25 protein-coding genes and 4 tRNA genes are annotated in these 25,762 nt (G+C 62.0%); 6 read left to right on the forward strand and 23 right to left on the reverse strand.

Annotation, left to right across the window (positions count from 1 at the left end):
- Positions 1-49 precede the first annotated feature (49 nt).
- From rplA to ACU5AZ_RS02630, 13 genes are all read right to left on the reverse strand, one after another.
- A complete protein-coding gene (gene rplA, locus ACU5AZ_RS02570; protein ID WP_446824493.1) occupies positions 50-751 on the reverse strand; it encodes a 50S ribosomal protein L1 in 702 nt (233 codons plus the stop codon).
- A gap of 4 nt (positions 752-755) precedes the next feature.
- Entirely contained in the window at positions 756-1,184 is a 429-nt protein-coding gene (gene rplK, locus ACU5AZ_RS02575; RefSeq protein ID WP_261930362.1) for a 50S ribosomal protein L11, read from the reverse strand.
- Between the two features lie 154 nt (positions 1,185-1,338).
- On the reverse strand, positions 1,339-1,869 hold the full coding sequence (gene nusG, locus ACU5AZ_RS02580; protein WP_261930363.1) for a transcription termination/antitermination protein NusG: 531 nt from the start codon (positions 1,867-1,869) through the stop codon (positions 1,339-1,341).
- Between the two features lie 19 nt (positions 1,870-1,888).
- The gene (gene secE, locus ACU5AZ_RS02585; protein WP_446824494.1) at positions 1,889-2,089 is read right to left on the reverse strand and encodes a preprotein translocase subunit SecE; all 201 of its coding nucleotides are present in this window, start codon (positions 2,087-2,089) and stop codon (positions 1,889-1,891) included.
- Positions 2,090-2,261: 172 nt separating this feature from the next.
- A tRNA-Trp gene (locus tag ACU5AZ_RS02590) sits at positions 2,262-2,337 on the reverse strand.
- Between the two features lie 157 nt (positions 2,338-2,494).
- Complete coding sequence (locus ACU5AZ_RS02595; RefSeq protein ID WP_446824495.1) at positions 2,495-3,163, reverse strand: hypothetical protein; 669 nt, start codon at positions 3,161-3,163, stop codon at positions 2,495-2,497.
- A 174-nt stretch (positions 3,164-3,337) separates the two neighbouring features.
- Positions 3,338-4,033, reverse strand: coding sequence for a hypothetical protein (locus ACU5AZ_RS02600; protein ID WP_446824496.1), 696 nt, complete (start codon positions 4,031-4,033; stop codon positions 3,338-3,340).
- A 169-nt stretch (positions 4,034-4,202) separates the two neighbouring features.
- Positions 4,203-5,096, reverse strand: coding sequence for an NAD-dependent epimerase/dehydratase family protein (locus tag ACU5AZ_RS02605; protein WP_446824497.1), 894 nt, complete (start codon positions 5,094-5,096; stop codon positions 4,203-4,205).
- An 88-nt stretch (positions 5,097-5,184) separates the two neighbouring features.
- Positions 5,185-5,817: a LysE family translocator gene (locus ACU5AZ_RS02610; RefSeq protein ID WP_446824498.1), complete on the reverse strand. Its 633-nt coding sequence runs from the start codon at positions 5,815-5,817 to the stop codon at positions 5,185-5,187.
- A 177-nt stretch (positions 5,818-5,994) separates the two neighbouring features.
- On the reverse strand, positions 5,995-7,170 hold the full coding sequence (gene tuf, locus ACU5AZ_RS02615) for an elongation factor Tu (protein ID WP_446824488.1): 1,176 nt from the start codon (positions 7,168-7,170) through the stop codon (positions 5,995-5,997).
- Between the two features lie 249 nt (positions 7,171-7,419).
- Positions 7,420-7,493, reverse strand: a tRNA-Gly gene (locus ACU5AZ_RS02620).
- 26 nt (positions 7,494-7,519) lie between these two features.
- Positions 7,520-7,604, reverse strand: a tRNA-Tyr gene (locus ACU5AZ_RS02625).
- Positions 7,605-7,811: 207 nt separating this feature from the next.
- A complete protein-coding gene (locus ACU5AZ_RS02630; protein WP_446824499.1) occupies positions 7,812-9,038 on the reverse strand; it encodes a multidrug effflux MFS transporter in 1,227 nt (408 codons plus the stop codon).
- Between the two features lie 112 nt (positions 9,039-9,150).
- Here ACU5AZ_RS02630 and ACU5AZ_RS02635 point away from each other — a divergent pair, with 112 nt between their 5' ends.
- From ACU5AZ_RS02635 to ACU5AZ_RS02650, 4 genes are read left to right on the forward strand one after another with little or no spacing between them, the layout of a single operon-like run.
- Positions 9,151-9,822: a TetR/AcrR family transcriptional regulator gene (locus ACU5AZ_RS02635; RefSeq protein WP_446824500.1), complete on the forward strand. Its 672-nt coding sequence runs from the start codon at positions 9,151-9,153 to the stop codon at positions 9,820-9,822.
- A gap of 49 nt (positions 9,823-9,871) precedes the next feature.
- The gene (locus tag ACU5AZ_RS02640; RefSeq protein ID WP_446824501.1) at positions 9,872-10,759 is read left to right on the forward strand and encodes a TrmH family RNA methyltransferase; all 888 of its coding nucleotides are present in this window, start codon (positions 9,872-9,874) and stop codon (positions 10,757-10,759) included.
- Positions 10,756-11,529 (forward strand): HAD-IIB family hydrolase, encoded by a 774-nt coding sequence (locus ACU5AZ_RS02645; protein WP_446824502.1) that lies wholly within the window; start codon positions 10,756-10,758, stop codon positions 11,527-11,529. Before ACU5AZ_RS02640 ends, ACU5AZ_RS02645 begins: the two co-directional genes overlap by 4 nt.
- A gap of 43 nt (positions 11,530-11,572) precedes the next feature.
- The gene (locus tag ACU5AZ_RS02650; protein ID WP_446824503.1) at positions 11,573-12,796 is read left to right on the forward strand and encodes a glycosyl transferase; all 1,224 of its coding nucleotides are present in this window, start codon (positions 11,573-11,575) and stop codon (positions 12,794-12,796) included.
- 57 nt (positions 12,797-12,853) lie between these two features.
- Here the strand turns inward: ACU5AZ_RS02650 and ACU5AZ_RS02655 are convergent, their stop codons facing one another.
- From ACU5AZ_RS02655 to ACU5AZ_RS02665, 3 genes are all read right to left on the reverse strand, one after another.
- Positions 12,854-13,156 carry a hypothetical protein gene (locus ACU5AZ_RS02655; protein ID WP_446824504.1) on the reverse strand — a complete coding sequence of 101 codons (303 nt, stop codon included), beginning with the start codon at positions 13,154-13,156 and terminating at the stop codon, positions 12,854-12,856.
- A 138-nt stretch (positions 13,157-13,294) separates the two neighbouring features.
- Positions 13,295-13,954: an outer membrane protein gene (locus ACU5AZ_RS02660; RefSeq protein ID WP_446824505.1), complete on the reverse strand. Its 660-nt coding sequence runs from the start codon at positions 13,952-13,954 to the stop codon at positions 13,295-13,297.
- A gap of 157 nt (positions 13,955-14,111) precedes the next feature.
- Positions 14,112-15,356: an MFS transporter gene (locus ACU5AZ_RS02665; RefSeq protein WP_446824506.1), complete on the reverse strand. Its 1,245-nt coding sequence runs from the start codon at positions 15,354-15,356 to the stop codon at positions 14,112-14,114.
- 267 nt (positions 15,357-15,623) lie between these two features.
- Here ACU5AZ_RS02665 and ACU5AZ_RS02670 point away from each other — a divergent pair.
- A tRNA-Thr gene (locus ACU5AZ_RS02670) sits at positions 15,624-15,699 on the forward strand.
- Positions 15,700-15,765: 66 nt separating this feature from the next.
- Here the strand turns inward: ACU5AZ_RS02670 and ACU5AZ_RS02675 are convergent.
- The 4 genes from ACU5AZ_RS02675 to ACU5AZ_RS02690 all read right to left on the reverse strand — a co-directional run bounded on the left by ACU5AZ_RS02675 (position 15,766) and on the right by ACU5AZ_RS02690 (position 20,361).
- A complete protein-coding gene (locus ACU5AZ_RS02675) occupies positions 15,766-16,512 on the reverse strand; it encodes a maleate cis-trans isomerase family protein (protein WP_446824507.1) in 747 nt (248 codons plus the stop codon).
- A gap of 18 nt (positions 16,513-16,530) precedes the next feature.
- Positions 16,531-17,691: a M24 family metallopeptidase gene (locus ACU5AZ_RS02680; protein WP_446824508.1), complete on the reverse strand. Its 1,161-nt coding sequence runs from the start codon at positions 17,689-17,691 to the stop codon at positions 16,531-16,533.
- On the reverse strand, positions 17,688-18,749 hold the full coding sequence (locus tag ACU5AZ_RS02685) for a pyridoxal-phosphate dependent enzyme (RefSeq protein WP_446824509.1): 1,062 nt from the start codon (positions 18,747-18,749) through the stop codon (positions 17,688-17,690). Before ACU5AZ_RS02685 ends, ACU5AZ_RS02680 begins: the two co-directional genes overlap by 4 nt.
- 70 nt (positions 18,750-18,819) lie before the next feature.
- Positions 18,820-20,361, reverse strand: a complete 1,542-nt coding sequence (locus ACU5AZ_RS02690; protein ID WP_446824510.1) for a glycosyl hydrolase — start codon at positions 20,359-20,361, stop codon at positions 18,820-18,822.
- A gap of 197 nt (positions 20,362-20,558) precedes the next feature.
- Here ACU5AZ_RS02690 and ACU5AZ_RS02695 point away from each other — a divergent pair, with 197 nt between their 5' ends.
- Positions 20,559-21,332, forward strand: a complete 774-nt coding sequence (locus tag ACU5AZ_RS02695) for an NAD kinase (RefSeq protein WP_446824511.1) — start codon at positions 20,559-20,561, stop codon at positions 21,330-21,332.
- Positions 21,333-21,338: 6 nt separating this feature from the next.
- On the opposite strand, the gene ACU5AZ_RS02700 is transcribed toward ACU5AZ_RS02695, so the two are convergent.
- The 3 genes from ACU5AZ_RS02700 to ACU5AZ_RS02710 all read right to left on the reverse strand — a co-directional run bounded on the left by ACU5AZ_RS02700 (position 21,339) and on the right by ACU5AZ_RS02710 (position 25,751).
- Positions 21,339-21,932, reverse strand: a complete 594-nt coding sequence (locus ACU5AZ_RS02700) for a LysE family translocator (RefSeq protein WP_446824512.1) — start codon at positions 21,930-21,932, stop codon at positions 21,339-21,341.
- Positions 21,933-22,068: 136 nt separating this feature from the next.
- Positions 22,069-23,200, reverse strand: a protein-coding gene (gene prfB, locus ACU5AZ_RS02705; protein WP_446824513.1) for a peptide chain release factor 2 whose coding sequence is annotated in 2 segments (ribosomal slippage) — positions 22,069-23,130 and positions 23,132-23,200 — 1,131 coding nt in all. Because the reading frame shifts where the segments join, the coding sequence is not laid out codon by codon here.
- Between the two features lie 103 nt (positions 23,201-23,303).
- Complete coding sequence (locus ACU5AZ_RS02710) at positions 23,304-25,751, reverse strand: penicillin-binding protein 1A (RefSeq protein WP_446824514.1); 2,448 nt, start codon at positions 25,749-25,751, stop codon at positions 23,304-23,306.
- Positions 25,752-25,762 lie beyond the last annotated feature (11 nt).

Below are 25,762 nucleotides of genomic sequence, written 5' to 3' on the forward strand. Positions count from 1 at the left end.
AAATTCTTTAGAAGTGCGGCTCTATAAAGCAGAGCCGCGCAAATATCAATCAGGCAGACGCGAGAAGCGTGCCAACTTCAATCTTGACGCCCGGACCCATGGTCGAGGACAGGGCAACGCGCTTGACGTAGTTGCCCTTGGCGCCTGCCGGCTTGGCCTTGATGACGGCATCAGCGAAGGCGCGGATGTTTTCTTCAAGAGCCTTGGCGTCGAAGGAAGCCTTGCCAACGCCTGCCTGGATGATACCGGCCTTTTCGACGCGGAACTCGACTGCGCCGCCCTTCGAGGCTTCGACAGCAGACTTCACGTCCATGGTGACGGTGCCAACCTTCGGGTTCGGCATCATGCCACGCGGGCCGAGAACCTTACCGAGACGGCCGACGAGCGGCATCATGTCCGGGGTCGCGATGCAGCGATCGAAATCGATCTTGCCGCCCTGGACGATTTCAACGAGGTCTTCCGCACCGACGATATCGGCGCCGGCAGCCTTGGCTTCGTCAGCCTTGGCGCCACGTGCGAACACGGCGACGCGAACCGTACGGCCGGTGCCGTTCGGCAGGTTGACCACGCCGCGGACCATCTGGTCAGCGTGGCGCGGGTCGACGCCGAGGTTCATCGCGACTTCGATGGTTTCATCGAACTTCGCCGTTGCACGCTCCTTGACCATGGCGATGGCATCGCTCAGGCCGTAGAGCTTCGTCGGATCGACACCTTCACGGGTCTTCTGAATACGCTTTGCAATCTTCGCCATGATATCAGCCCACAACCTGCAGGCCCATGGCGCGGGCGGAGCCCTCGACCATTGCCATTGCACCTTCGATATCGGCCGCGTTGAGGTCCTTCATCTTGGCCTCTGCGATCGAACGAACCTGGTCCTTCGAGATCGAGCCGGCCGAAGCCTTGCCCGGGGTCTTCGAACCGCTCTTGATCTTCGCTTCCTTCTTGAGGAAGTAGGAGACCGGCGGCTGCTTCATGATGAAGGTGAAAGACTTGTCCTGGTAATAGGTGATGACGACCGGGATCGGCATACCCTTTTCCATTTCCTGCGTGGCGGCGTTGAACGCCTTGCAGAATTCCATGATATTGATGCCACGCTGACCAAGTGCGGGGCCGATCGGCGGGGACGGGTTTGCCGAACCTGCCGAGACCTGCAGCTTGAGCTGGCCTGCAACTTTCTTAGCCATTTCTCTGCCTTTCCAAATACGGGCCGGTTTCCCGGGCCCTTCGATGCCAGATCCGATACCGGACTGGCGGCTGCGGTTGCGTGGTGCGGATCAATGGATGCCGGCTTAGAGCACCCTCACCTTCCACGCGGATTGGCGGGCAAGCCCGCCGCGATCAGACCTTTTCGACCTGACCGTATTCCAGCTCGACCGGGGTCGCGCGACCGAAGATGGAGACTTCCACCTTGAGGCGCGAACGCTCCTCGTCGACATCCTGCACAACGCCGTTGAACGAGGCGAACGGACCGTCGGAGACGCGCACCTGCTCGCCGATCTCGAAGGACACGGACGACTTCGGGCGCTCGACGCCCTCCTGGACCTGACCGAGAATGCGGTCGGCTTCATAATCCGGGATCGGAACCGGCTTGGAGTCGGAACCGAGGAAGCCCGTCACCTTCGGGGTATTCTTGATGAGGTGATAGGCCTCATCGGTCAGGTTGGCGCGCACCAGCACGTAACCCGGGAAAAACTTGCGTTCCGAATCGACCTTGCGGCCGCGGCGCACCTCGACGACCTTTTCGGTCGGCACGAGAATCTTTTCGAAGAGATGATCGAGACCCTTCTGGCGGGCCTTGTTCTCGATATCCTCGGCGACTTTCTTCTCGAAATTCGAATATGCGTGGACGATATACCAGCGCGCTGCCATGACTGCCTCTCCGTCCGACTTAGTTACCAACATTCAGCACAAGGCCGAGTATCCAGCTGATCAGCTGGTCCGAGGCGAAGAAAAACAATGCGGCCAAGACCACCATGACCAGGACCATCACCGTCGAGATCATCGTCTCGCGGCGCGAAGGCCAAGTAACTTTCTGCGTCTCGGAACGAACCTGCCGCAGAAATGTGAATGGATTTGCTTTGGATGCCATTGACTGCTCACGCGTTAACGACGCGTAAAGCCAGCCCTGCCAGCCCCACGCGCCGCGTGTCTGTTTTTGCCTACATAAACACTCTGCCCTCAATTAACAAGAGCATTTCGAGCGTTTAACGAAAGTGCCAGATCGTCAGCCAAGTCGCGCTGCCGCGCCAGGACCTATAAAATGGCAGGGGCAGAGGGGCTCGAACCCCCGACCTGCGGTTTTGGAGACCGCCGCTCTACCAACTGAGCTATACCCCTTCAGCCCGAACCGGAAGACAATTTGTCACCCGAGCAAGACCGTGGGCGGTTCATATTCAAGTTGACCGAGGATGACAAGCACGTTTGCGCTTTTTGTTCGACATTTTTTGATGGCCGCATTCGGCGAGTAAAGGGCAGCTTCGGACAACATCCGCGATCAGATTTCGATGAGCCCCATATCGACAATTCTCCGCAAATTGTCGAGCTTTGGGCGGACCGGCCCCTTTTTGCTGACACGCGGCCGGATGTGATACATCGCCCCGTCTTCCAGGTTGGGCCACCAGCTTGACATCGCCCACCGCTCTCCCCCCGGCAGGATGCCGCCGTGAAAGCGGTTGTGACGCGCCAGCTGATGCATGACACCCTCGTCCTCCAACTCTCCCCCCGAATATTTCTGCAGATCGACCATGCCGAGCTTTGCCCTGAAGGTCTGCCTGTGCCAGCGGTCAAGCTTCCACAACGAACCGTTCCAGTAGGGATAGCGCCAATGAACAAGTCCACTGAACTTGCGCAGGTGTCGCCATTTCAGGCGCCTCTGCGAGTATCCCGAGACACCGATGCCAGGCTGGTCGAACAGGCTCTCCTGCAGGTCCTTGCGAACGAACATGTCCATGTCGAGCATGACCACGACATCATAAGCGTCGAATCTCTGGTCAAGCATGGCAAGCTTCTGCATGGGGGCGGACAGTCCCTCTGCGAATACGTTGCCGTCAAGAAAGAGATAGTCGGCCCCCTCCCTGCGCGCGAAGCTCCGGATGTTCTCCATAGACAATAGTTCCAGCTCTCCCGGCACGCCGGTGTAGTGCTGCAGAATGAGCCGCGACATTTATAGAATTCCATGGAGAAAATTTACCTAATCGAACATCTGATCTGGCCCGTATTAAAGTCAACGACCATTTCTGGGTGCATAATCCATTACGTTGCCTTCCTTGATAAGGAGTTTGCCCATTACAACAAGGAATGCGAAGTTAAGCCGACCGCAGTGCGAAATATTCCGGCGCTACCATCTACGGCTATACGACAACCGCATGCGCATGTCCGGCTCGTCCTTGGTGCTCTGCGCCAGGCGCTGCAGGTCGGTCAATGCCGCGGTAAACGTCCAGTGCGCCGTCAGGCGGCTTTCGAGCTTCAGACTTGCGGCGCAGCTTTGTGACGGCAGATTGGCAGCGAGCGAGGCGACGGTTTTCAGCCGGAGGTCAGGCATTGCGACGCCGAACGACTGACTCGCTACGAGCGCATTGCTGCCGGTCGTATCGAGCCGGGCCGTCAGCGCCCGCACGCTCGTCAGGGTCACTTCGGGCGTGGCGATCCAGGAATTCGAATCATAGTAGCGCAACGACGCGTCTTGGACGAATGATTCGCCGGCATCGTCCCCATTGAGGCGCGCCTGCAGCTGAAGGTCGTGATCCTCGACGGCATTGTGGACGTCGCAAATGCTGATATTTGCCCAGAGCGCCACGGGAACGGCCTGAATGTCCCCACCCCTGCCTGCCTTGACCTGCATCTCCGCGCCGGTTGCAGGCTGGAAGCGGAGCGGCCAACGGATGCCCGTCCGGAACTTGTAGGAATTCTCCGCCGTCTTCGTCGCCGCCCAGATGATGCGGCTTCCGTCCATCGCGGACGCGCTCGCCGGCGACAAGGCCGCCAGCATCAGGCACAGGACAAGACTATTCCGGCAAAGGGCAAACATCGACACGTCATCATTTTTCGAAAAACGAAGAGCGGCGTCCACTCAGGGACGATGAGCCGAACCACTACAAGGTTCGCCCATCGACGTTGCGGCAAGGTTAACAAAGGATCAATCGCGAGATCTTGCCTATCCCGCGATTGCGGTTGGAAAAATTCCGGACCGTCGCCAGGCTGCATCAGCCGCCGACATACTTACGCCAGTTGTGCTGCTCCTTGAAGCCCAGCACCTCGCGGATCTTGCGGTTGGAAATCACCGCCTCGTCTGAGCCCATCTCCCGCTTGAAGGGCGTGTTCGGGAAGAATTTGGCAGCCAGCTCCTGCGTCGTCATGTCGGCCGTCACGGTGTCGTTCGTGGCGTTGAAGACCTGGAAGCCGAGGCCGTCCTTCTTGATGCAGAGATCGACGATCTGGGCGAGATCGCGCGCGTCGATATAGCACCAGGCGTTGCGGATGCGGGTCTCCGGCTTCTCTACGAAGCCCGGGAAGCGGTCGTACTCGTTCGGCTCGATCACATTGCCGATTCTGAGCGCATAGATATCGGCGCCGGTGCGTTCGGCGAAAGCGCGGGCCGTCTTCTCGTTGACCACCTTGGAGAGCCCGTAGCTGTCCATCGGATCAACGTCGTATTCTTCATCCAGCGGCAGATAGTGCGGTTCGCGCTCCCCTTCGGCAAAGCAGATGCCGTAGGTGGTCTCGCTGGAGGCGACGATCACCTTGCGCACGCCGAGCTTCACGGCTGCCTCGATGACATTATAAGTGCCCATCACGTTGACGCGGAAGGTCTCGTTGTCCGGCTTGATGAGGATGCGCGGGATGGCGGCAAAATGCACTACGGCGTCGAAGGGCTGCACGCCCTTGCCGGATTCGAGATCGGGGAAATCGCGGTGCATGGAGAGCGCGTTGAAGACCTGTCCCGAATCCGCGATGTCGACAACGAGATTGGTCACGCCCGGGCAATCCAGCGGCACGAGATCGATATTGTGCACCTCATATCCGGCCTCGATCAGCCACGGCACGACATGCCGACCCGCCTTGCCCGAACCGCCGGTGAACAGAATGCGCTTTTTCATGAATGACCTCCCTCATGCGTTCGGTAGCTATTTAGCGGTTCGACCGGCAACGGCAAGGCCAAATAGTCAGCGATCAGGTGTCTCGTCGTCATGCCTTCTGCAGAGCCAAGTGCACTCCGAGGCCCACCAGCATTGCACCGCCGGCGCGGCGCGCCATCAGCTGAACGCGCCCACTTCTGCGAAGTCGGGCTACCAGGACGCCAGCGATTGCCACGCACACGACATCAGCCGACGAGAAGATGACGTTCACGATGGTGCCGAGGATCGCCAGCTGAATCCAGACAGGGAGTGACGCCGAGACATCGACGAATTGCGGCAGGAAGGCCAGGAAGAACAGTGCCGTCTTCGGGTTCAACACCTCGATCGCGACGCTCTGCATGAATGCCTGCCGTCCCGTCTTGAGGGGCATTTCCACAGCGTCCGGGCCTGCACCCGACTTCGACCGGAGGAAGCAGACGCCAAGCCAGACAAGATAGAGGGCACCGGCGAGCTTGACGGCGACATAGAGAGGCGGAACGGCGTGGAACAGAATGGACAGGCCCGCGGCAGACGCAACGACATGCACGTAGCCGCCGATGTGGATACCGAGAGCCGCCATGAGGCCGGCAAACCGCCCGCGGGCAACAGTTTGCGCCGCTGCGTACAGCATGGCCGGTCCCGGCAGATAGGCGAATGCAAGCGTCGTCAGAAAGAAGGCGATGAGAATGTCCGTTGACGGCATGGCGATCCCCTCTTCCGATCCAGATTACCGGCGACTGAAGACAGCTAACGCTGGAAAACGCAAGCAGCATATGAACCGGAGCGCATCCCGCTCTGTCGCCGGGTACCCCGCCCAACATGAAAAAAGCCCCGCCGTTGCCAGCGGGGCTTTTTCCTTATTCCCTTGCGGGAACCGGAATTACTCGACGATCGAAGCGACGATGCCGGCGCCGACGGTGCGGCCGCCTTCGCGGATAGCGAAGCGCAGCTTTTCTTCCATCGCGATCGGAACGATCAGCTCGACGTCAACGGTGACGTTGTCGCCAGGCATGACCATTTCCGTGCCTTCCGGAAGCGTCACGATGCCCGTAACGTCCGTCGTGCGGAAGTAGAACTGCGGACGGTAGTTCGTGAAGAACGGCGTATGACGACCGCCTTCTTCCTTCGTCAGGATGTAGGCTTCGGCCTTGAACTTGCGGTGCGGCTTGACAGAACCCGGCTTGCACAGGATCTGGCCACGCTCGACGCCGTTACGGTCGACACCGCGAAGCAGCGCGCCGATGTTGTCGCCGGCCTGGCCCTGGTCGAGCAGCTTGCGGAACATTTCAACGCCGGTGCAGGTCGTCTTCGTCGTCGGCTTGATGCCAACGATTTCGATTTCTTCGCCAACCTTGACAACGCCACGCTCGACGCGGCCGGTCACAACCGTACCACGGCCCGAGATCGAGAACACGTCTTCGATCGGCATCAGGAACGGCTGGTCGATCGGACGCTCAGGCGTCGGGATGTAGTCGTCGACAGCGGCCATCAGGGCGCGGATCGCGTCTTCGCCGATCTTCTTGTCCGAATCTTCCAGAGCGGCCAGAGCCGAACCCTTGACGATCGGAATGTCGTCGCCCGGGAAGTCGTAGGACGACAGAAGTTCGCGAACTTCCAGCTCGACGAGCTCGAGGAGCTCTTCGTCGTCGACCTGGTCGACCTTGTTGAGGAACACGACGATCGCCGGAACGCCAACCTGACGGGCGAGCAGGATGTGCTCGCGGGTCTGCGGCATCGGGCCGTCGGCAGCCGAGCAAACCAGGATCGCGCCGTCCATCTGGGCAGCACCGGTGATCATGTTCTTGACATAGTCGGCGTGGCCGGGGCAGTCGACGTGCGCATAGTGACGGTTGGCCGTCTCATACTCGACGTGCGCCGTCGAGATGGTGATGCCACGAGCCTTTTCTTCCGGAGCAGCGTCGATCTGGTCGTACGCCTTGAACTCGCCGAAGAACTTCGTGATCGCTGCCGTCAGCGACGTCTTGCCGTGGTCAACGTGACCAATCGTGCCAATGTTTACGTGAGGCTTATTGCGCTCAAACTTGCTCTTTGCCATTTGATTTCTTCCTGTGAACGTCAGATGGTAGTTGCCGGCCAGCCGGATTAGTGCCGCCGTTTAAGGCTTTCGCACGCTTTGCGCAAGACCAAATTGCGGGGCCGTCCCACGAAATGGAATTTGCAGCGGAATATTGTTCCGGAAACGGGGCGCGGCGTGAAAGTCACATGACGGCGAATTGCCATAGAAAGGCAAAAACAATCCCTTGCCGCGACTAATTAAACCAACGCTTCAAGGTTAGGCTGAATATGGAGCGGGTAGCGGGAATCGAACCCGCGTATTCAGCTTGGAAGGCTGCTGCTCTACCATTGAGCTATACCCGCGGCGATCGATCATTTGACGGTCCTGATGGTGGAGGGAGTTGGATTTGAACCAACGTAGGCTAAGCCAACGGATTTACAGTCCGTCCCCTTTAACCACTCGGGCATCCCTCCAGTATCAGTCCGGATCAAGCGACCAAGCTTTTGAAGCTTACGGGGTTTTTGCTGCCCCGCAATCTGCGCCGGGTATATGACCGCCCGTTTCGCGTCTGTCAACACGGTCCGATCAGAAAAGTTTCATTTTCTGATCGGAGCCCACAGGCGACGGCCGGCATGCATGACGGGCGGCCGATGCCGACGCCATCCATGCCGGCCAGCCCTTCAATGAAGGTTGCCGACGGAGGCCACCTGAACGGGCGCGGCCGGGCGCTGCCTGGGGAAAAGCGTGAGCGCGCCGATCAGGCCGGCGGCAGCGCAGACGGCCATGACGACGAACAGCGGCATGGCGGAGCCATCGGCAAGCAGGCCGAGAACAGCACCCGAGAGAGCGCCGCCGCCAAACCCCATCGCCCCGATGAGCGCTGCCGCAGCGCCGGGATTGGCCCCCTGCTCTTCCATCGCCAAGACATTGCTGTTCGGCATGATCGCCCCCATGCTGAAGACAAACACGAACATCAGCACGCTGACGACGATCAGATCGGCGAGCCCGGCCAGTTGCAGAACGACCAGGGCGAGCGCGCAGGCGAGGTTCAGGGCCGCCGCCAGCTTGACCATGAATCGCGGAGAGGTGCTGGCGACCAGCCTTGAGTTGACCTGAACGCCGATCGCGAGACCGACCGCATTGGCGGCGAAGAGGAACGAGAAATGCAGCGGGGTCATGCCGTAGACGCTGACGAAGACGCTGGCCGCACCGGCGATATAGGCGAAGAAACCGCCCTGCAGAAAGGCGAAGGGCACGGCATAGCCGAAAAAGTTTCTCTGCAGGAGAATGATCCGGTAATTGCGCAGGACCGCCAGCGGATGCGCGCTGGTGCGGTCTTCCGGCTTGCGCGTCTCCGGCAACACCACAGCGATCAGCAATGCCGCCGCCGCCGCGAGCACGGCAAGAATGACGAAAATCATTTCCCAATAGCTCAATCGCAGCACGAGGCTGCCGGCCATCGGCGCGATGATCGGCGCAAGCCCGCTGACGAGCGAGATCATGCCCATCATGCGCACAGCCTCGACGCCGGAAAACATATCCCGCGCCACCGACATGGCGACCACCATTCCGACCGAGCCGGCAATGCCTTCGAGGAACCGAAAAGCCATCAGCTGGCCGGAGGAGACGGCAAGCGCGCAACCAAGGGAGGCAAGTGCGAAGACGGCCAGGGCCGATAGCGACGTGGCCTTGCGGCCATAGCGATCCGACACCGGACCCCAGAAGAGCTGGCCGAGCGTGAAGCCTGCAAAAAAGCTCATGACGCTCATCTGGATTTCACCCTCCCCGACCGCGAGGCTGCGGGCGATGGTGGGAATGGCTGCCACATACATGTCGATTGCAAGTGGGCCAAAGGCGGTGAGCGCCCCCAGGCATACGGCGATTGCGATATGATTCTTGTCGGACATAAAAATCTCTCTTCCAAAATTTGGAAACGATGGCGTATTCAAAATCTTTCGATTGCATTTGGAAACGATATCGTTTCTTATTTGTCAAGCAGATTCTGGGAGAAGGACCGAAATGAGCGCGGAAATCGGAAAAAAAGGGCCTGGTGTCGGGCGTCCGCCGGTGCTGACGAGCGAAGAACGGCGGTCGCGCATATTGGCGGCGGCGGAAAAGACCTTCATGACAGCGGGCTACGGACAGGCGACGATGGAGGAGATCGCCCGCAGCAGCGGCATGTCGAAGAAGACGCTCTACCAGTTCTTCAGCGACAAGGCCGGGCTATTCGAAGCGCTGGTGGAGGCGCAGGAAATGCCACCGCGGCTGGAGATGCCGACCGACACCGGGCGAGATGACCTTCGAAAGACCCTTCAGCGCGGCCTCACCAAATTTGCCTCCTATGTGCTGTCGAACGCTCAGCTCTCGCTCACCCGCTTGGTCGTGTCCGAATCGAAGAACCATCCGGAAGTCTCGCAGCTCTTCTTCACGATCTGCGTCGAACGCGGCCGTCGGGAGATTGCCGAGTTCATCGGCCATTTCCAGGACAAGGGCTTGCTGACACGTGTCTGCGATGCCGAAACACTTGCCGATGTCCTGGTTGGCGGGACCTTCGCCATGTCGCACCTGCGCCAGCTGGTGATGGGCGGCAGCGGCTCGGCGGTCCAGTCGGATATCCTTGAGCGCGACATAGGCCTGCGGCTGGAAGTCCTGCTGCAGGGCTTCATGTCCGAAGCCAACACCGGACAATAACGATCGATCCGCATCTTCACGCCGCCCCCGGGCACCGCTATAAGGCGGCATGAGCAAAGATAGAAATGACGACCGGTCCGCCAAGGACAGCCATTACGCCAGCCTGCGCCGCCAGCATCGCGACGCGAAACGCGAGCGTGGCGAAATCCCGACCCCATCGCCGAAGGATCGCCGCCAGGCGGCCGCAGCGCAGTGGTCTCCCCCTACCCTGCAGCCCGACCAGGTGTTTCTCTACGGCCTGCACACCGTGCGCGCCGCGCTGGAAAATCCGGCCCGCACGCTGATCAAGCTGTCCGTCACACAGAATGCGCTTGCCCGTCTCGAGATCGATGACCCGGGCGCACTTCGCTGCCCGGTCGAGATCGTCCAGCCGTCGGACATCGACAAGATGCTTGGGCCCGATGCCATCCACCAGGGTGTAATGCTGGAGACGCGGCCGCTGCCGGTGCGCAAGCTGGAAGCTTTGAAGGAAAGCCCGCTCATTCTGGTGCTCGACCAGGTGACCGATCCGCACAATGTCGGCGCCATCATGCGGTCGGCCGTGGCATTTGCCGCCGGCGCGGTGATCACCACCCAGCGCCATTCGCCGACCGAATCGGGCGTGCTCGCCAAATCGGCGTCCGGTGCGCTGGAAATGATCCCCTATATCCAGGTCACCAATCTGGCAGATGCGCTCGGCGAACTGCACAAGCTCGGCTTCTTCTCGATCGGCCTTGATTCGGAAGGACCGGCGGCCATCGAAGGGACGTTTTCCGGCGACAGGATCGCCCTGGTTCTCGGCTCCGAGGGCAAGGGGCTCAGGCAGAAGACGCGCGAAACGGTGAGTGCGCTGGCCCGGCTGGACATGCCCGGCGAGATCAAGTCGCTCAATGTTTCGAACGCTGCGGCAATCGCGCTCTATGCCACGAGGCAGTTTTTGCTATCCTCCAAAGGATGATTCTCGTCTTCTCCGATCTCGACGGAACACTGCTGGACCATGAGACCTATTCCTTCGACGCGGCCAGGCCCGCGCTCGAACGACTTCGTGACAAAGGCATTCCGCTGATTCTCGCCTCCAGCAAGACCGAGGCCGAAATGCTGCCGATCGCCGAGGCGATCGGTATCGACCATCCGCTGATCGTCGAGAACGGTGCCGGCATCGCCCGCCATCCTGCCGGCACCGCGCAGGACGCGACCGACACATATACGAAGATCCGCAGCGTGCTCGCCGCATTGCCGGCGGAACTCAAAGGCCTGTTTGCGAGTTTCGGTGACTGGGACGCCGAAACCGTCAGCGACAGGACCGGCCTTCCCGTCGAAAGTGCGAAGCTCGCCAAAGAGCGCCGCTTCTCCGAGCCCGGACTCTGGTCCGGAACGGAGGAGCAGAAGGCGGCTTTCCAGGCGCTGCTGAAGGACGAGGGACTGATGGCGGTACAGGGCGGGCGGTTTTTCACCATCATGCCAAACACATCGAAGGCCGAGCGCATGCGCGAACTCGCCGACTGGTACGCCGGGCAAAGCGGCGGCGCGGTCAGGACGATCGCGCTTGGCGATGCCGCCAACGACGTGGCGATGATCGAGGCGGCCGACACCGGCGTCATCGTCGCCAATCCGGCGCATGCGCCCCTTCCGCGGCTCGCGGGAGAGACGAACGGACGTATTCTGAGAACGACAAAACCCGGCCCGTCGGGCTGGAATGACATAATTCTGAAAATCATCGGTCCGTAAAACGACAGGATCGATCCAAAACAGATAATAAAGGGGACAGGCGTTGGCGGATTTTCATCAGAACGGCGTGGTGGCGACGCTCCACAATTTTCGCGAACGAACCACTGCCGAGATCGAGAAGGACCTGGAACTGTTTTCCAAGGTCCGGCCGATTACCCTGATCCTCCCCTCCCTCTATTCCGAACTGGAAGCGCCGGCGCTGGAGAAGATCGTCGACGAGCTTTCGCAGGTAAACTACGTCTCGTCGGTCGTCATCGGCCTCGACCAGGCGACCCGTGAACAGTATCTGCATGCCCGCGAGTATTTCTCGCGGCTGCCGCAGGAGCATCATATCCTGTGGAACGACGGCGCCCGGCTTCGCGCCGTTGACGAACGGCTGGCAGAAGCCAATCTCGCGCCCGACCAGCCGGGCAAGGGCCGCAATGTCTGGTACTGCATCGGCTTCGTGCTCGGCCAGCGCAATGCCGGCGTAGTGGCGCTGCACGACTGCGATATCGTGACTTACAGGCGCGACATGCTGGCCCGGCTCGTCTATCCGGTCACCAATCCCGGTTTTCCTTATGTCTTCTCCAAGGGCTACTATCCCCGTATCGCCGACGGATCGCTGAACGGGCGTGTCACGCGCCTGCTGGTGACGCCGCTGCTCCTCAGCCTCGAACGTGTGCTCGGACATCACCCCTATATCGACTACCTGAAGGCCTTCCGCTATCCGCTCGCCGGCGAGTTCGCGATGCGCTCGCACATCCTTGCCGACATCCGCATTCCCTCCGACTGGGGACTGGAGATCGGCGTGCTCTCCGAACTCTGGCGCAACTATTCCAACATGGCGATCTGCCAGGTCGATATCGCCGACCGCTACGACCACAAGCACCAGCCGCTCTCGCCGGAGGATACGGCCAAGGGCCTGTCGCGCATGTCGATCGACATCTGCAAGGCGGTGTTGAGGAAGCTCGCGACCGACGGCGTCGTCTTCAGCCAGGAGACGCTGCGCACGCTCAAGGCCACCTATTACCGCACGGCGCTCGATCTCGTGGAAATCTACCACAACGACGCCAAGATGAACGGGTTCTCGACGGACCGTCACAAGGAAGAGCAAGGCGTCGAACTGTTTGCCGCCAACCTGGTCGAAGCCGGCAACATCTTCCTCGAATATCCGAACGCCACCCCGTTCATGCCGAGTTGGAACCGCGTCCAGAGCGCCATGCCCGGCGTCTTCGAGGAAATCCAGGCCGCGGTACGGCGCGACGCCGAGGACGCCGGAAAGTAATCGCGCGCCAAAAGTCACCACGAGGTGACATGGCCGCGCGTCCCGGGGAATGTTCGATTATTGCAGCACAGCCGGCTGCCAAGCGCTCTGGTGATCGACATGACGGTCCGGCCGAAGCGCCGTCATCGGGCAGCCATCCTGGATCTTCTGCCAGGAAGTGTTGTTCAGCACCATTTCGCAGCGCGCCAGATAGGCCATGTCATTGATGCGGATGCAGGTCACCTGGCCGAGCGACAGCTTGGTTCCGTCCTTGATGCTGCAGGTGCAATCGGCAAAGGCCGGCGTGGCAAATGGGCCCGCGGCCAGGAAGATCATGGCCGAGCCCACTCTGGTCAGTCCATGGGGCAGTATCCAGCTCATGCAGGCAGGATACGCCGATCCTGGAAAATGTAAATTAAAGTTGCCTCGAAACCGCCACACAACAGAACGGCAATCGCGCTCAGAAAAGCATGCGGCAATAACTGCCGCATGCCAATCGGTGATTTACTCAGACGAGAGTCAGAACTTGTAGCCGACGCCGACCTTAAGGGTATGCTGCTTCAATTCACCTTCGACAGTCGATCCGCCGAAGTTAAAGTCCTTCTTTCCGAAGTCGTTATAGCGATAATCGACGCGTGCGAAGATGTTGTCAGTGATCGCGTAATCGACACCTGCACCGACTGTGAAGCCGTTGAAAGTCTTCTTGTCACTACCCAGTCCAACGACTTCGGCATCGGCACGCGAGGCAGCCCAGCCGCCGGACGCATAAATCAGCGCGCGGTCAAATGCGTAGCCAACTCGGGCGCGAACAGACCCTTGCCAAGTGGTTCCGCCGTTGACCGTACCCAATCCGGAAATTAGCGTCTTATCGTTCCAGTTGCGTTCAAAGTCGGCTTCGACACCTGCAACCACGTTGTTGCCGAACTGATAGTTGAATCCCGCGAAGCCGCCGAGCAAACCGCCGTCGAAATTGCCGTCGAGTGGAACCAAACCAGTCGTCTTGAAGGTTCCGTTCATCCAGCCATAGCCGCCCTGGACACCCAGATAGCCTCCAGACCAATTGTAGGGCTGCACTTTGTCTGGCGCGATTGGTAACTGAGAGTCCGGCGAGACGACATCAGCGGCAAAAACCGATGTTGCGACCATAACGATCATGGACGAGACGGTAATCAATTTCACGTTCAACCTCCTAAAGGAATACATAACCAAAGAATCGCTTGTCAGTGATAGGCGGGAATGGGTAAAAAAACACCCCTAGATTGCATCATAATTGCATTTTATGCGTGCGTCCTGCATACGGCGCCTCGTCGCAAGCCAGCGGCGGCAACAGAAAGCATCACCCCACTGTGTCGGAAGTAGCGGCAGGAGAGTGCGCATTCCTGGTTCTGATCTTCCGCCGTACCAGCGCCATCAGTCCGGTCGCCAACAGGCAGTAGACGCCCATGGCGGCGATCTGGAACGGATAGTAGACGCCGAAGTCGATCAGGTAGCCGGTGATCCCCGGCCCCATGGCCGTGCCGAAGACGGTGAGCGCGATGATGATCGAGCGGATGCCGCCCAGATGTTTGAGCCCATAGACCTCGGGCCACAGCGCGCCGAGCAGCGTGCCGGCGACGCCGTTGGAGATGCCGAGCAGGCACATGAAGGCGAACGCGCTCCACTCACCCGAAAACACCGCGAGCACCGCGCAGGCGCAGGCCATGGGCAGCAGGAAGTATGGCATCAGGTCGACGGCCGAGAACTTGTCGACCAACTGGCCGGTGATCAGGGCCGCGACGACGCAGGAGGCCGACGAGAAGACGAAGGCACCGGCAAAGACGGTGAGCGACCAGCCGCGCAGCTCCACCAGATAGACCTGGTGGAAGAAGATCGTGGTGGCGATGAAGCCGGGCGCGAGCACGCCGAGCATGGTCATCCAGAAGACCGGATCGCGCACGACTTCGCCGCGGGTCCAGTCGCGCGCGCCGCTGCGCCGCTCCGGCCGGTCCGTCTGGCGCGGCGTGCGCTCCACCCGCATCAGCATCAGGATCGCCGGCAGGCCGACGGCGACGATGGCGCAGGCTGAGAAGAACCAGGTGTTGCGCCAGCCGAAGGCGCCGCCGAGGATGACGAACAGGAACGGCAGCGCCGCCTCGCCGCCCTGCAGGCCGAGGTTGGTGAAGGACACCGCCCTGCCCCGCTGGCCGGCAAACCAGCGCGCCATCGCCGTCTGCGCCGTGTGGGTCATCATGCCCTGGCCGAAGAGGCGCAGCAGGTAGATGGTGAAGAGCAGCAGCGGCAGCCAGGTGGAGACCGCCATCAGGGTGCAGGCCAGCGCCAGCACCGGCATGATGATGAGCGTGACCTTCGCCACTGAAAAATGATCGACGATGCGGCCGAGCATCGGCAGCGTCAGCGCACTGCCGAGCGTCGCGATCATGTAGATGACGCCGTACTGACCGTTGGAAAGACCGTATTCGCCGCGAATGCCGCCGGCAGACAGAGAAATGAAGAAGGTCTGCCCGAAGGCGGAGAAGAAGTTCAGCAGGAAGCCACCGGCAATCCAGCGGGCGTTCTCGCGAAAAAAGGCGATGATCGGCATGTCAGTCTCTGTGGTGGCGGCCGGTCGCACAGGAAAGGCGACCGCGGGATATATGAGCGTCTGCGAAATCAACGCCTGTGCAGTGAGCGCGTCAAGGTCGCACCGTCGCGATTTCCGTCTTTCGCGTCCGATGCCGCGAATTTCAGCATTTCGGTCTGCCGGATGAACGTGTTGGATCAAAGAGCAAAGCGCTGTAAATTAGGAAGGACGCATTATTTCCGCTTTACAGATTCCCAGAATCTGATAGTTGCCATGTTCACTTTGAATGCCCTTGTAGCTCAGTTGGTAGAGCACCTGATTTGTAATCAGGGGGTCCCGGGTTCGAACCCTGGCGGGGGCACCATCTTCTTCTTCAATCTTCTCTGATTTGCGTCTTGCGGGTGTCCGTTTCGCCAGCGCCTGCCGCCGCTCACGCCATCTCGAAAAGACGGCCATAGCCGCTGAGGCGATCGTCGATGCCGGCGAGGCGTAGCATGTGCCAGCAGAGAACCTGGTTGCTGGAGAGCGCCGGACGGCCGATGGCCGATTCGATCGCGGCCAGGCAGTCGAGCGTGCGCAGGTTGGTGCAGGAGAGAAACACCGCATCGACATCGGAGTCACCGACTAGTGATGTCGCCGCCTCGATGATCGAGGCCCGGTCGATCCAGGCGACATTTTCCTCACGCGCTTCATCGAACGTGCCGAAGACCGGGCTTTCCAGGCCGGCATCGGCAAGCACGCCGCGCAGGCGTGCGGAGACCTCGGCGACATAGGGCGACAGGAAGGCGATGCGCTTGAGGCCGAGGGCGCTGGCGGCGGCCAGCAGTGCCGAGACCGGCTCGCTCGTCGCCTTCGCGTCGCAGCCGGCATGCAGCCTTTCGGCAATCGCACCGACGCCGATCACCGACGTTCCCGACGTGCAGCCGTATCCGACCGAATCGAAATGGATCGGCCGCGGCAGGAGCCCGGCGGCGCCGGCGATGCGGTCGCGCATCCCGGCAAGCGTCTCGGTCGTCACCTCCGGATCGCTGGCGACACGGGTAACGTAGAGCGAGACGCCGTTCGGCATGAGCCGGCGAAAATCACGTTCGATCGTCTCGTCCGATTGCAGGACGACGAGGCCCAGCCGGGCGCGTTCGCTGTCGCGGCGGTCGAGAGTAAAGGGAAAGACCGTCATTGCTTGCACCACCTCGTTTCAGACCACCTGGATTTCCGGCGACGCGAAGCGCGTCAGCCGCTCGCCGCCCGCAGCCGTCACGCGGACATTTTCCTCGTGAACGAGGATGGTGCCACCGCCAAGCTCGACGCAGGGCTCGAGCGTCAGCACCATGTTCTCCGCGATGACGGTGTGGTCATGTTCGATCAGCGAAGGCCACTCCGTCAACTGCATGCCCAACCCGTGGCCGAAGCGGCCGCCCGATGGCGTGCCGCCATCCGAAACAATCGAAGCCACCATGACCGCCTTCAGCTCGGCGGCGGTGATGCCCGGCCGGAGCGCCGCGAATGCCGCCTCGCTCGCCGCGACCAGTTGCTTGTGCGCACGGGTGACGGCGGCATTGGACGAGCCCATCGCGAAGTTGCGGTCGAAATCGCAGAAATAGCCATCCCAGACGAGCCCGGTATCCAGCATCAGCACGTCGCCGGATCGAAGCGGTGTCGGGCCGGCGGGCGAAATGACATCGTCATAGCCGTTCGGCCCCGCGCCGCCGGCGAGATAGGCGACGTGATCGGCGCCGTGCTCCAGGCACAGCATCTGGAAGCGGCGAAACACTTCCTCGAGCGGCCGGCCAGGCGAGGCGATTTCCTCGACACGGGCGAAGGCGGCATCGCCGATGCGGCAGGCACGGCGGATCTTGTCGATCTCGGCCTCCGACTTGACCATCCGCAGCCGTCGCATGATGCCGGCGTCGCCGCCGAATTCGAGACCGTCGAGACGCGCCTTGACGGCCTCGAAGCTCGCAAGCGGCATGCGGACGATCGTCTCCGGCCCGTCCGGCACACCGACGCGGCCGCTACTGCCGACCACGTCGCGCAGCGTGTCGCCAAGCAGGCCGACGCCATCGTCCGGTGCCGGCGACGGCCAGGTGCGGATGTCGGCGATCCATGTCTTGCGCATCAGCGCCTCGCCGATGGCGGGGATCACCGCGATCGGCGCGCCATCCGCCGGCAGGACGAGAAACCACGGCCGCGTCGGGCTTTCCCAGAAACGGGTGAGGAAGCCGGAGAGATATCGGATCTCGGGTTCGGTGGTCAGAAGCAGCGCGGCAAGCCCCTGCTCCCGCATCAGGGCCTGGGCGCGCGCCACGCGTCCCTGGTATTCGGCGACGTCAAAACCGCGTTTCGGCCTGGAAGTCATTGCGACTCCTCGCTCAGGATTGCCAGCACGTGGCTTTGCCCGTCAAGGCCGAAGGCCGGGGCCTGCCGGCCGATCGCCAACAATCCGGCAAGTCCCGCACCCCCGGAGGGCGTGGTGGCGAGCCCCGCCTGTGCGAGCGGCTGCATGGCGGCTTCGGCTTCCGCCTCGCTGATCGTCATGAAGACATCGGCATCGCGGGCGAGACCCTTCAGGGCGATCATCGAGGCCTCCTTGCAGTCGAGGCGCCCCATGGCGGACACGCCGCCTTCCGTCTTGACGAGACTGCCCGCCTCTATGCTGGCAATCAACGCCGGCGCGAGTTCCGGCTCGACGACGACGATGGTCGGCGCGTCGCCCCAGACCCGGCGCGCATAGGCGGCGACCGCGCCGGCCAGACCACCGACACCGGCCTGCAGAAAGATGTGGGTCGGCGCGGTTTCCAGCGCCTCAGCCGATTCGGCGGCCAGTTGCAGGTAGCCTTCCATCAGCCGCCAGGGGCGCTCGATATAGCCCGGCCAAGAGCTATCGGAGAGAAGCTGCCAGCCATTGTCGGCCGCCGCCTTTTCCGCCGCAATCATGCTTGCCTCGTAATCGCGCCCCTCGCGGATCACATCCGCCCCCTTGGCGGCAAGACGGGCGGCGAAGCTCTCCGAAACGGTCTCGGCAATGAAGACCTTGGCCTTGGCGCCGAACAGCCGCGAGCCGGCGGCAACAGAAAGGCCGTGGTTCCCCGCGCTGGCGGTCACATAGGTGCGCCCTGCGAGGCTTTGCCGGTCTGGATTGCCGGTCGCGGCAGCCTCCGAGGCAATGACGTAGGCCGCTCCCAACGCCTTGAAACTGCCAAGCCCCATCCGGCCGCGCTCGTCCTTGACGTGGACGGAGGCGACGCCGGCGCGGGAGGCAAGCTCCGGCGAGGCGCGCAAAGGCGTTTCGCCATGCGCGGGACAGCGCTCCAGAAGTGCCGCCACCCGCTCGGCATCGATGCTCGGATACGGCACCTCGTCGGGCAAGGGAAAGGCCAGCGCCGACCGGCGCCATGGATTCTTCAGCAGATGCAAGCCGGTGCTCCCTTCAACCTTGGCGACTGACGGCCGGCGAACCGGCACCGGAAGGGCGCACCGGGCGGGATCATATTCCCGGAACCGGCGCGTGCTCCTCGGGTGGATGGGTCGCCGTATAGACCATTTCGGACGCATGCTCGACGACCGGGCGGGTCAACCGCTCCATGACGACGTCGCGCACCCCGAGCGTCGCCGATTCGGCGTAGAAGCCGACGGCGCCCTCGGTGAAGGTGTCGTCGACGAGGCTCAGCACGACGAAGCCATCGATCGAGACCTCCAGATACATGCCATGGGCGACCACCTCGATCTTCCAGGGACCGTGCTTGTTGCCGCGGAAGTGGGCCTCCTGCAGCGGCTGGTAGCGGAAGGCGTGTTCGAATTCCGGCGTGGCATTGGCGCCCCAGGCACGCATCTGGGCGATGCCGTTGATGAGATCGAGCGACAGATAGTAGCCATCGCCCTCCTCGTTGATGCGCAGCACGAGACCGCCCTTGCCAGAGCCCTCAAGGGTCATGTCGGCGCGCAGGCGGAATTCCTCGTGCCGGCCTGGCAGCAGGAAGGCCTCGTAGCCGCTGCGACACTTGAGGAACATCGCGCCGTCATGGTCCTCGATGCCGGCATGCGGATTGCCGTAGAGCATGCGGCACTGACCGGCGGCATCGATCTTGTCGCTGCCGGTCACGAGATCGTCGAAACCGCTGTGCGAGCGCAGCAGCAGCCGGCCATCCTTGGCGACCACCAGTTCCTTCGGCGGCGGCAGCAGCTTTTTGACGACCTCGCGGCCATAGACATATTCGGTCTTGGCGAAGAAGTTGAAGAGCAGCAGCTTGCTGCCGTTGCGGCAGACGCGGGCGGCATAGTTGCCGTTCGGCAAAAGCACGTTGTTGAAGAAGTTCTCGAAGGGGCCGGAGGCGCTGTCGGCGTACCAGTAGTGGATCTTGGTGTCCTCGCGAATCGATCCGAGCAGGTAATAGCGGTCCTCAAGCACGAACAGGTTCGGCACTTCCACATCGTCGTAGAGCCCCGGCCGGTGCAGCGGCGGATCGAAGACGAACTTGTCCGGCTCCACCTCGCGGGCGAGCCCGACGCAGCCGCGGCGGATCACCGGCCCGTGGCGCACGCGCGCCGAGGTCAGAAGCAGACGGTCGCCCGTCGCCGGATCGATGAAGAAATAGGGATCGCGGAAGCTCACCCAGTGGCGGCCCTCGTCAATGTTCGATTCGTAATAGGAGCCGTCGATCTCCAGCGGATACGTGCCCTTACGGCAGCGTTTCCAGGTCATCAGGTCCTTCGAGCGCGCCATGCCGATGCGCTGCACGCGGCCGTATTCCGAGCGCGAGAGCCCCGTGTAGAACATGCGCCAGGTGCCCGCTTCATCCGGGTCCGGCGAGACATGCATGGTCCACAGCATGTCGTCGTCCCACTCGCCGGGATCACCGACGAAAAGCGCGTTCTTGACCCGCCGCCATGTCATGGCGTCGGTGCTGACCGCGTGGGCTATGAAATCGTGGTTGGGCAGAACCAGGTGGAAGAGATGGTAGAGCCCGTCGTGGTAGACCACATCGACATCGCCGATGTCCGAGCGAAGAAATCCATGAGAAGCATACATGCAAGCAAATCTGCCCGGCTTTGGCCTCGGTTTCAAGGGCGCAATTGCCGCGTCCGTCATTCAATGGCTCACGGGGCCTCGGCGCAAAACGTACCGGCATCGCCGCACATGCACTTGTGGCACACAGGTTTTTTCCGGTACCAAGAGGGCATTGACAGTCGCCGGCCGCGCCCGGCCCATCAAATGCGGGATGTTTCATGCAGCGTTCGACCGGCTCCTTCCGCATCATCGCGTCCACGGCCCCCGAGGCCATGGCGGCGCGTGAGGAGCTCATCGCCATCTATGGCAATGCCTCGGAAGAGAACGCGGACGTGATCGTGGCGCTCGGCGGCGACGGCTTCATGCTGCAGACGCTGCACGAGACGATGAACACCGGCAAACGGGTCTACGGCATGAACCGCGGCTCGGTCGGCTTCCTGATGAACGACTACCGGGTGGGAAACCTGCCGGAACGGGTGGCCGCCGCGGTAGAAAACGACCTGCGCCCGCTGAAGATGACGACGACGGATGCCGATGGGCTCGTCGCAGATGCGCTGGCGATCAACGAGGTGGCGCTGCTGCGCCAATCCTACCAGGCGGCGAAGCTGCGCGTCGAAATCGACGGACAGGTCCGCCTCGACGAACTGATCTGCGACGGCGTGATGGTCGCAACGCCGGCGGGCTCGACCGCCTATAATTATTCGGCCCACGGGCCGATCCTGCCGCTCGAAGCGCCGCTCTTGGCACTGACCCCGGTCAGCGCCTTCCGGCCCCGCCTCTGGCGCGGCGCGCTTCTGCCCGACAAGGTCACCGTCGACATCCATATTCTCGAGGCGGAGAAGCGGCCGGTCAACGCGGTTGCCGACCACTTCGAGGTCAAGTCGGTCATCCATGTCCGGATCGCGCAGTCGGATGACAAGACGGCGCGCGTGCTCTCCGATCCCGATCATTCATGGTCGGAGCGCATCCTGGCGGAACAGTTCACCTACTGAACGGCGTCAGCCGAAGAGCGTGACCGACAGCGAGGCAAGCAGCGCCGCGGCGAAGATCATGTTGATCACCCGGCTTGCCTTCGGATCGCGGAAGAGCCTCGTAAACGCCGCGCCGAGCATCAGCCAGAGACTGTTGACGACGGCGATGACGGCGGTCAGCACGACGATCTTGGCAAGTGCGTCACTCTGGGGCGATACGTGGACAAGGATGAAGCCGGAGAACAGCGCGCCCATAGCCGCATAGGCCTTGGGATTGACGAGCGACAGGAAAACGCCCGCCTTGAATGAGGGGGCTGCGCCCTCGCCCGCCTGCACGCTCACCGGCGGCGCGGTGGCGATCTTCCAGGCGAGATAGAGGAAATAGGCCGCGGCCAGCAGGGTGACGATCGGCAGTGCGCCGGGGACGGCGAGGATCAGACCGGTGATGCCGGCGGCGACCGCGCTCATGACGAGAACCATGCCCACAAGCAGGCCGAGCATGAAGCCGACGCTCCGGCGCGCGCCGAATGCGGCGCCGGCGGCGGCAAGGCTCAGCGTGTTCGGCCCGGGGCTTCCGGTCAGCGCGAATGCGGCAAACAGGAATGGCATCAGGTTTTCCAAGCGCGGTCCTCCTTGTCGCAATCGGTGTCTCTGGCGGTAGCACGTTGCGGCTCTCGCCGTCTTGAACGAACGTGCCCGCCCCGACAAACGAAAAAGCCCCGCGAACGGGGCTCAATCAATCTTGCATCCGCATCGATCAGTCGATGTCGCTGACATCCGCATTGGCCTTGCCGGAAATGCGGTGGGCGAGCGAGGCTTCCATGAACGGGTTCAGGTCGCCGTCCAGCACGTCGTCCGGGCTGGTGCTTTCCGTGCCGGTCCGCAGGTCCTTGACGAGCTGGTAGGGCTGCAGGACGTAGGAGCGGATCTGGTGGCCCCAGCCGATCTCCGTCTTGGACGCCGCTTCGGCGTTCGCCGCCTCTTCGCGCTTCTTCAGCTCGGCCTCGTACATGCGGGCGCGCAGCATGTCCCAGGCCTTCGCCCGGTTCTTGTGCTGCGAACGTTCCTGCTGGCAAGCAACCACGATGCCGGTCGGGATATGCGTGATGCGCACCGCCGAGTCGGTCGTGTTGACGTGCTGGCCACCGGCGCCGGACGAGCGGTAGGTGTCGATGCGGCAGTCGCTCTCGTTGATCTCGATGTTGATCGAGTCGTCGACGACCGGATAAACCCAGATCGACGAGAAGGATGTGTGGCGACGGGCGTTGCTGTCATAGGGCGAGATGCGAACCAGGCGGTGGACGCCCGATTCGGTCTTCAGCCAGCCATAGGCGTTGTGGCCCTTGACGAGGATGGTCGCCGACTTGATGCCGGCTTCTTCGCCGTCATGGACTTCCAGAAGCTCGACCTTGAAGCCTTCCTTCTCGGCCCAGCGCGTGTACATGCGCAGAAGCATGTTCGCCCAGTCCTGGCTTTCCGTGCCTCCGGCGCCGGAATGAACTTCAAGATAGCTGTCGTTGCCGTCGGCCTCGCCGGAAAGCATAGCCTCGACCTGGCGCCTGCCGGCTTCGGAGAGAAGCGCCTTCAGCGCCTCCTCGGCCTCGGTGACGACCGACTGGTCGTCTTCTTCCTCGCCGAGTTCGATCAGCTCGATGTTGTCGTTCAGCTGCTGCTCGAGCGAGCGCACGCCGGAAATATTGTCGTCGAGCTGCTGGCGTTCACGCATCAGCTTCTGCGCTTCCGCAGCATCGTTCCAGAGATTGGGATCTTCAGCCTTGTTGTTCAGCCAATCAAGGCGCCGTACAGCCTGATCCCAGTCAAAGATGCCTCCTCAGCAGGCTTATGGCCTGCTTGATTTCGTCGACTACGTTCTCGATTTCTGCTCGCATTTTCCGTTTCTTTTCAGTGAAAATTCGAATTGGCCCCGTGCATAGTCAGACCGGCAGCGGATGTAAAGACCCGCCTGCCGGTTTGCCAAGGCGACGGCCCTTGTCAGAAAAGGCCACTCTTGCCCGAGGTCACCGCCTGGTTTGCCTGCGGCGAGGACTGCATGATTTCATCCGGCGTCATATAGCCGTCCATGCCGATGACGTTGAAGGTGTCGGACGGACCGGTGCCGGGCTTGAAGGCCTCGATGATCGTGTCCGGGTCGCCTTCGTTCGCCCACATGCCGGTCTTTCGGTTGATGGCGACCTGCTGCATGCCGTCCGGGATCTTGAACTTCGAGGCAGGCATGGTCTTGACGGCCTGCTGCATGAACTCGTTGAAGACCGGCGCGGCAAGGCCGCCGCCCGTCGCGCCACGGCCCATCGGCGTCGGGTTGTCGAAGCCGACATAGAGGCCGACGACGAGGTTCGGCGTGTAGCCGACGAACCAGGCATCCTTTTCGTCGTTGGTCGTGCCAGTCTTGCCGGCAACCGGACGATCGAGCTTGACATGGCCGGCGGCGGTGCCGCGGGTGATGACGCCTTCCATCATCGAGGTGATCTGGTAGGCGGTCATCGGGTCGAGCACCTGCTCGCGATTGTCGACCAGCGTCGGCTCTTCCTGATTGTCCCACTCGGCCGTGTTGCAGGCCTCGCAGATGCGCTCTTCATGGCGGAAGATGGTGCGGCCGTAGCGATCCTGGATGCGGTCGATCAGGGTCGGCTTGATCTGCTTGCCGCCATTGGCAAGGACGGAATAGGCCGACACCATGCGCAGGACGGTGGTTTCGCCGGAACCGAGCGCCATGGCCAGAACCGGGTTCATGTGATCGTAGATGCCGAAACGCTCGGCATATTCCGCGACGATGTTCATGCCCATGTCGTTGGCAAGGCGGACGGTCATGAGGTTACGCGACTTCTCGATGCCGGTGCGCAGCGTCGACGGACCGGCGAAGCCGCCGCCGTAGTTTTCCGGCTTCCACATTTCGCCGCCGGACTTGATCTCGATCGGGGCGTCCATGATCACGGATGCGGGCGTGTAGCCGTTGTCCAGCGCGGCGGCATAGACGAACGGCTTGAACGAGGAACCGGGCTGGCGCATGGCCTGGGTGGCGCGGTTGAACTGGGACACGGAGTAGTCGAAGCCGCCGACCATGGCGAGCACGCGGCCGGTCTGTGGATCCATGGCGACCAGACCGCCCTCGACCTTCGGCACCTGCCGCAATTTGTACTGGCCGTCGCCGGTGCCCTCGGCATAGACGACGTCGCCCACGGAGAGAACACCTTCGGGAGACTTGGCGTTCTTCGTGTCCTTGCGGGCCGAGCGGTAGGCCCACTTCATGTTTTCGGCGCTGATGGAGCCCGTCACGCGGTCGGGAAGTGTCTTGCCGTCGGGCTCCTTGCCGGGACGGATGCCGATATCGACACCCTTGTCGGACACCTTGAGAACGACGGCGAGATGCCATTCCGGCATATCATCGAGCGGCGACACATCGGAGAGCGGCACGCCCCAGTCGTCGCCGAGCTCGATCGTCTTGACCGGACCACGGAAGCCGCGCCGTTCGTCATATTCGATGAGCGCATCCTGAAGCGACTTGCGGGCATAATCCTGCAATTGCGGATCGAGCGAGGTGCGCACCGACAGGCCGCCCTCGTAGAGCGCATCTTCGCCGTAACGGGCGATGATCTGGCGACGGACTTCGGCGGAGAAATACTCGGACGCGAAGACCTTGTCGCCGCCGCCGCGCAGATTGACGCCAAGCGGCTCCTTCTTGGCCTTCTCGCCGTCGGCCTGGGTGACGTAGCCGTTCTCGACCATGCGGTCGATGACCCAGTTGCGCCGCTCGATGGCGGCTTCCGGATGGCGGAAGGGATGATAGTTCGCCGGGCCCTTCGGCAGGGCGGCAAGATAGGCGGTTTCGGCGATGGTGAGCTCGGTGACCGACTTGTCGAAATAGGTCAGCGCGGCGCTGGCGATGCCGTAGGAATTCAGGCCGAAGAAGATCTCGTTGAGGTAGAGCTCGAGGATCTTGTCCTTGGAATAGGTCTGCTCGATGCGGAAGGACAGGATCGCTTCCTTGACCTTGCGGTCGATCGTCTGGTCGGCCGACAGCAGGAAGTTCTTGGCGACCTGCTGGGTGATCGTCGACGCGCCGACCGGACGGCGGCCGGTGCTGAGGTTCTTGAAGTTGACGAGTACCGCGCGGCCCAGCCCCTGAACGTCGATGCCCGGATGGGTGTAGAAGTTCTTGTCTTCGGCCGAGATGAAGGCAGCCTTGACGCGGTCCGGAATGGCCTGGATTGGCAGGAACAGGCGGCGTTCCTTGGCGTATTCGGCCATCAGCGCACCGTTGCCGGCATGCACGCGGGTCGTGACCGGCGGCGCGTAGTTCGCCAGCACTTCGTAGTTCGGCAGATCCTTGCTGATATCCGAGAGATAGACAGCAACGACAGTCGCGACAGCAAGATAGATGACGCTGCCCAGTCCGAAGAAATATCCAATGAGTCTGATCATGTTTCCGCGCT

The organism is Rhizobium sp. PAMB 3182, assembly GCF_052908355.1.

Excerpts from the sequence above, each read along its gene's own strand:
- rplK (WP_261930362.1), bottom strand. The coding sequence starts at position 1,184 with ATGGCTAAGAAAGTTGCAGGCCAGCTCAAGCTGCAGGTCTCGGCAGGT.
- ACU5AZ_RS02655 (WP_446824504.1), bottom strand. The coding sequence starts at position 13,156 with ATGAGCTGGATACTGCCCCATGGACTGACCAGAGTGGGCTCGGCCATG.
- ACU5AZ_RS02640 (WP_446824501.1), top strand. The coding sequence starts at position 9,872 with ATGAGCAAAGATAGAAATGACGACCGGTCCGCCAAGGACAGCCATTAC.
- ACU5AZ_RS02695 (WP_446824511.1), top strand. The coding sequence starts at position 20,559 with ATGCAGCGTTCGACCGGCTCCTTCCGCATCATCGCGTCCACGGCCCCC.
- secE (WP_446824494.1), bottom strand. The coding sequence starts at position 2,089 with ATGGCATCCAAAGCAAATCCATTCACATTTCTGCGGCAGGTTCGTTCC.
- ACU5AZ_RS02635 (WP_446824500.1), top strand. The coding sequence starts at position 9,151 with ATGAGCGCGGAAATCGGAAAAAAAGGGCCTGGTGTCGGGCGTCCGCCG.
- nusG (WP_261930363.1), bottom strand. The coding sequence starts at position 1,869 with ATGGCAGCGCGCTGGTATATCGTCCACGCATATTCGAATTTCGAGAAG.
- ACU5AZ_RS02595 (WP_446824495.1), bottom strand. The coding sequence starts at position 3,163 with ATGTCGCGGCTCATTCTGCAGCACTACACCGGCGTGCCGGGAGAGCTG.
- ACU5AZ_RS02645 (WP_446824502.1), top strand. The coding sequence starts at position 10,756 with ATGATTCTCGTCTTCTCCGATCTCGACGGAACACTGCTGGACCATGAG.
- tuf (WP_446824488.1), bottom strand. The coding sequence starts at position 7,170 with ATGGCAAAGAGCAAGTTTGAGCGCAATAAGCCTCACGTAAACATTGGC.
- ACU5AZ_RS02630 (WP_446824499.1), bottom strand. The coding sequence starts at position 9,038 with ATGTCCGACAAGAATCATATCGCAATCGCCGTATGCCTGGGGGCGCTC.
- ACU5AZ_RS02690 (WP_446824510.1), bottom strand. The coding sequence starts at position 20,361 with ATGTATGCTTCTCATGGATTTCTTCGCTCGGACATCGGCGATGTCGAT.
- ACU5AZ_RS02680 (WP_446824508.1), bottom strand. The coding sequence starts at position 17,691 with ATGACTTCCAGGCCGAAACGCGGTTTTGACGTCGCCGAATACCAGGGA.
- ACU5AZ_RS02605 (WP_446824497.1), bottom strand. The coding sequence starts at position 5,096 with ATGAAAAAGCGCATTCTGTTCACCGGCGGTTCGGGCAAGGCGGGTCGG.
- ACU5AZ_RS02710 (WP_446824514.1), bottom strand. The coding sequence starts at position 25,751 with ATGATCAGACTCATTGGATATTTCTTCGGACTGGGCAGCGTCATCTAT.
- ACU5AZ_RS02675 (WP_446824507.1), bottom strand. The coding sequence starts at position 16,512 with ATGACGGTCTTTCCCTTTACTCTCGACCGCCGCGACAGCGAACGCGCC.
- ACU5AZ_RS02665 (WP_446824506.1), bottom strand. The coding sequence starts at position 15,356 with ATGCCGATCATCGCCTTTTTTCGCGAGAACGCCCGCTGGATTGCCGGT.
- ACU5AZ_RS02610 (WP_446824498.1), bottom strand. The coding sequence starts at position 5,817 with ATGCCGTCAACGGACATTCTCATCGCCTTCTTTCTGACGACGCTTGCA.
- rplA (WP_446824493.1), bottom strand. The coding sequence starts at position 751 with ATGGCGAAGATTGCAAAGCGTATTCAGAAGACCCGTGAAGGTGTCGAT.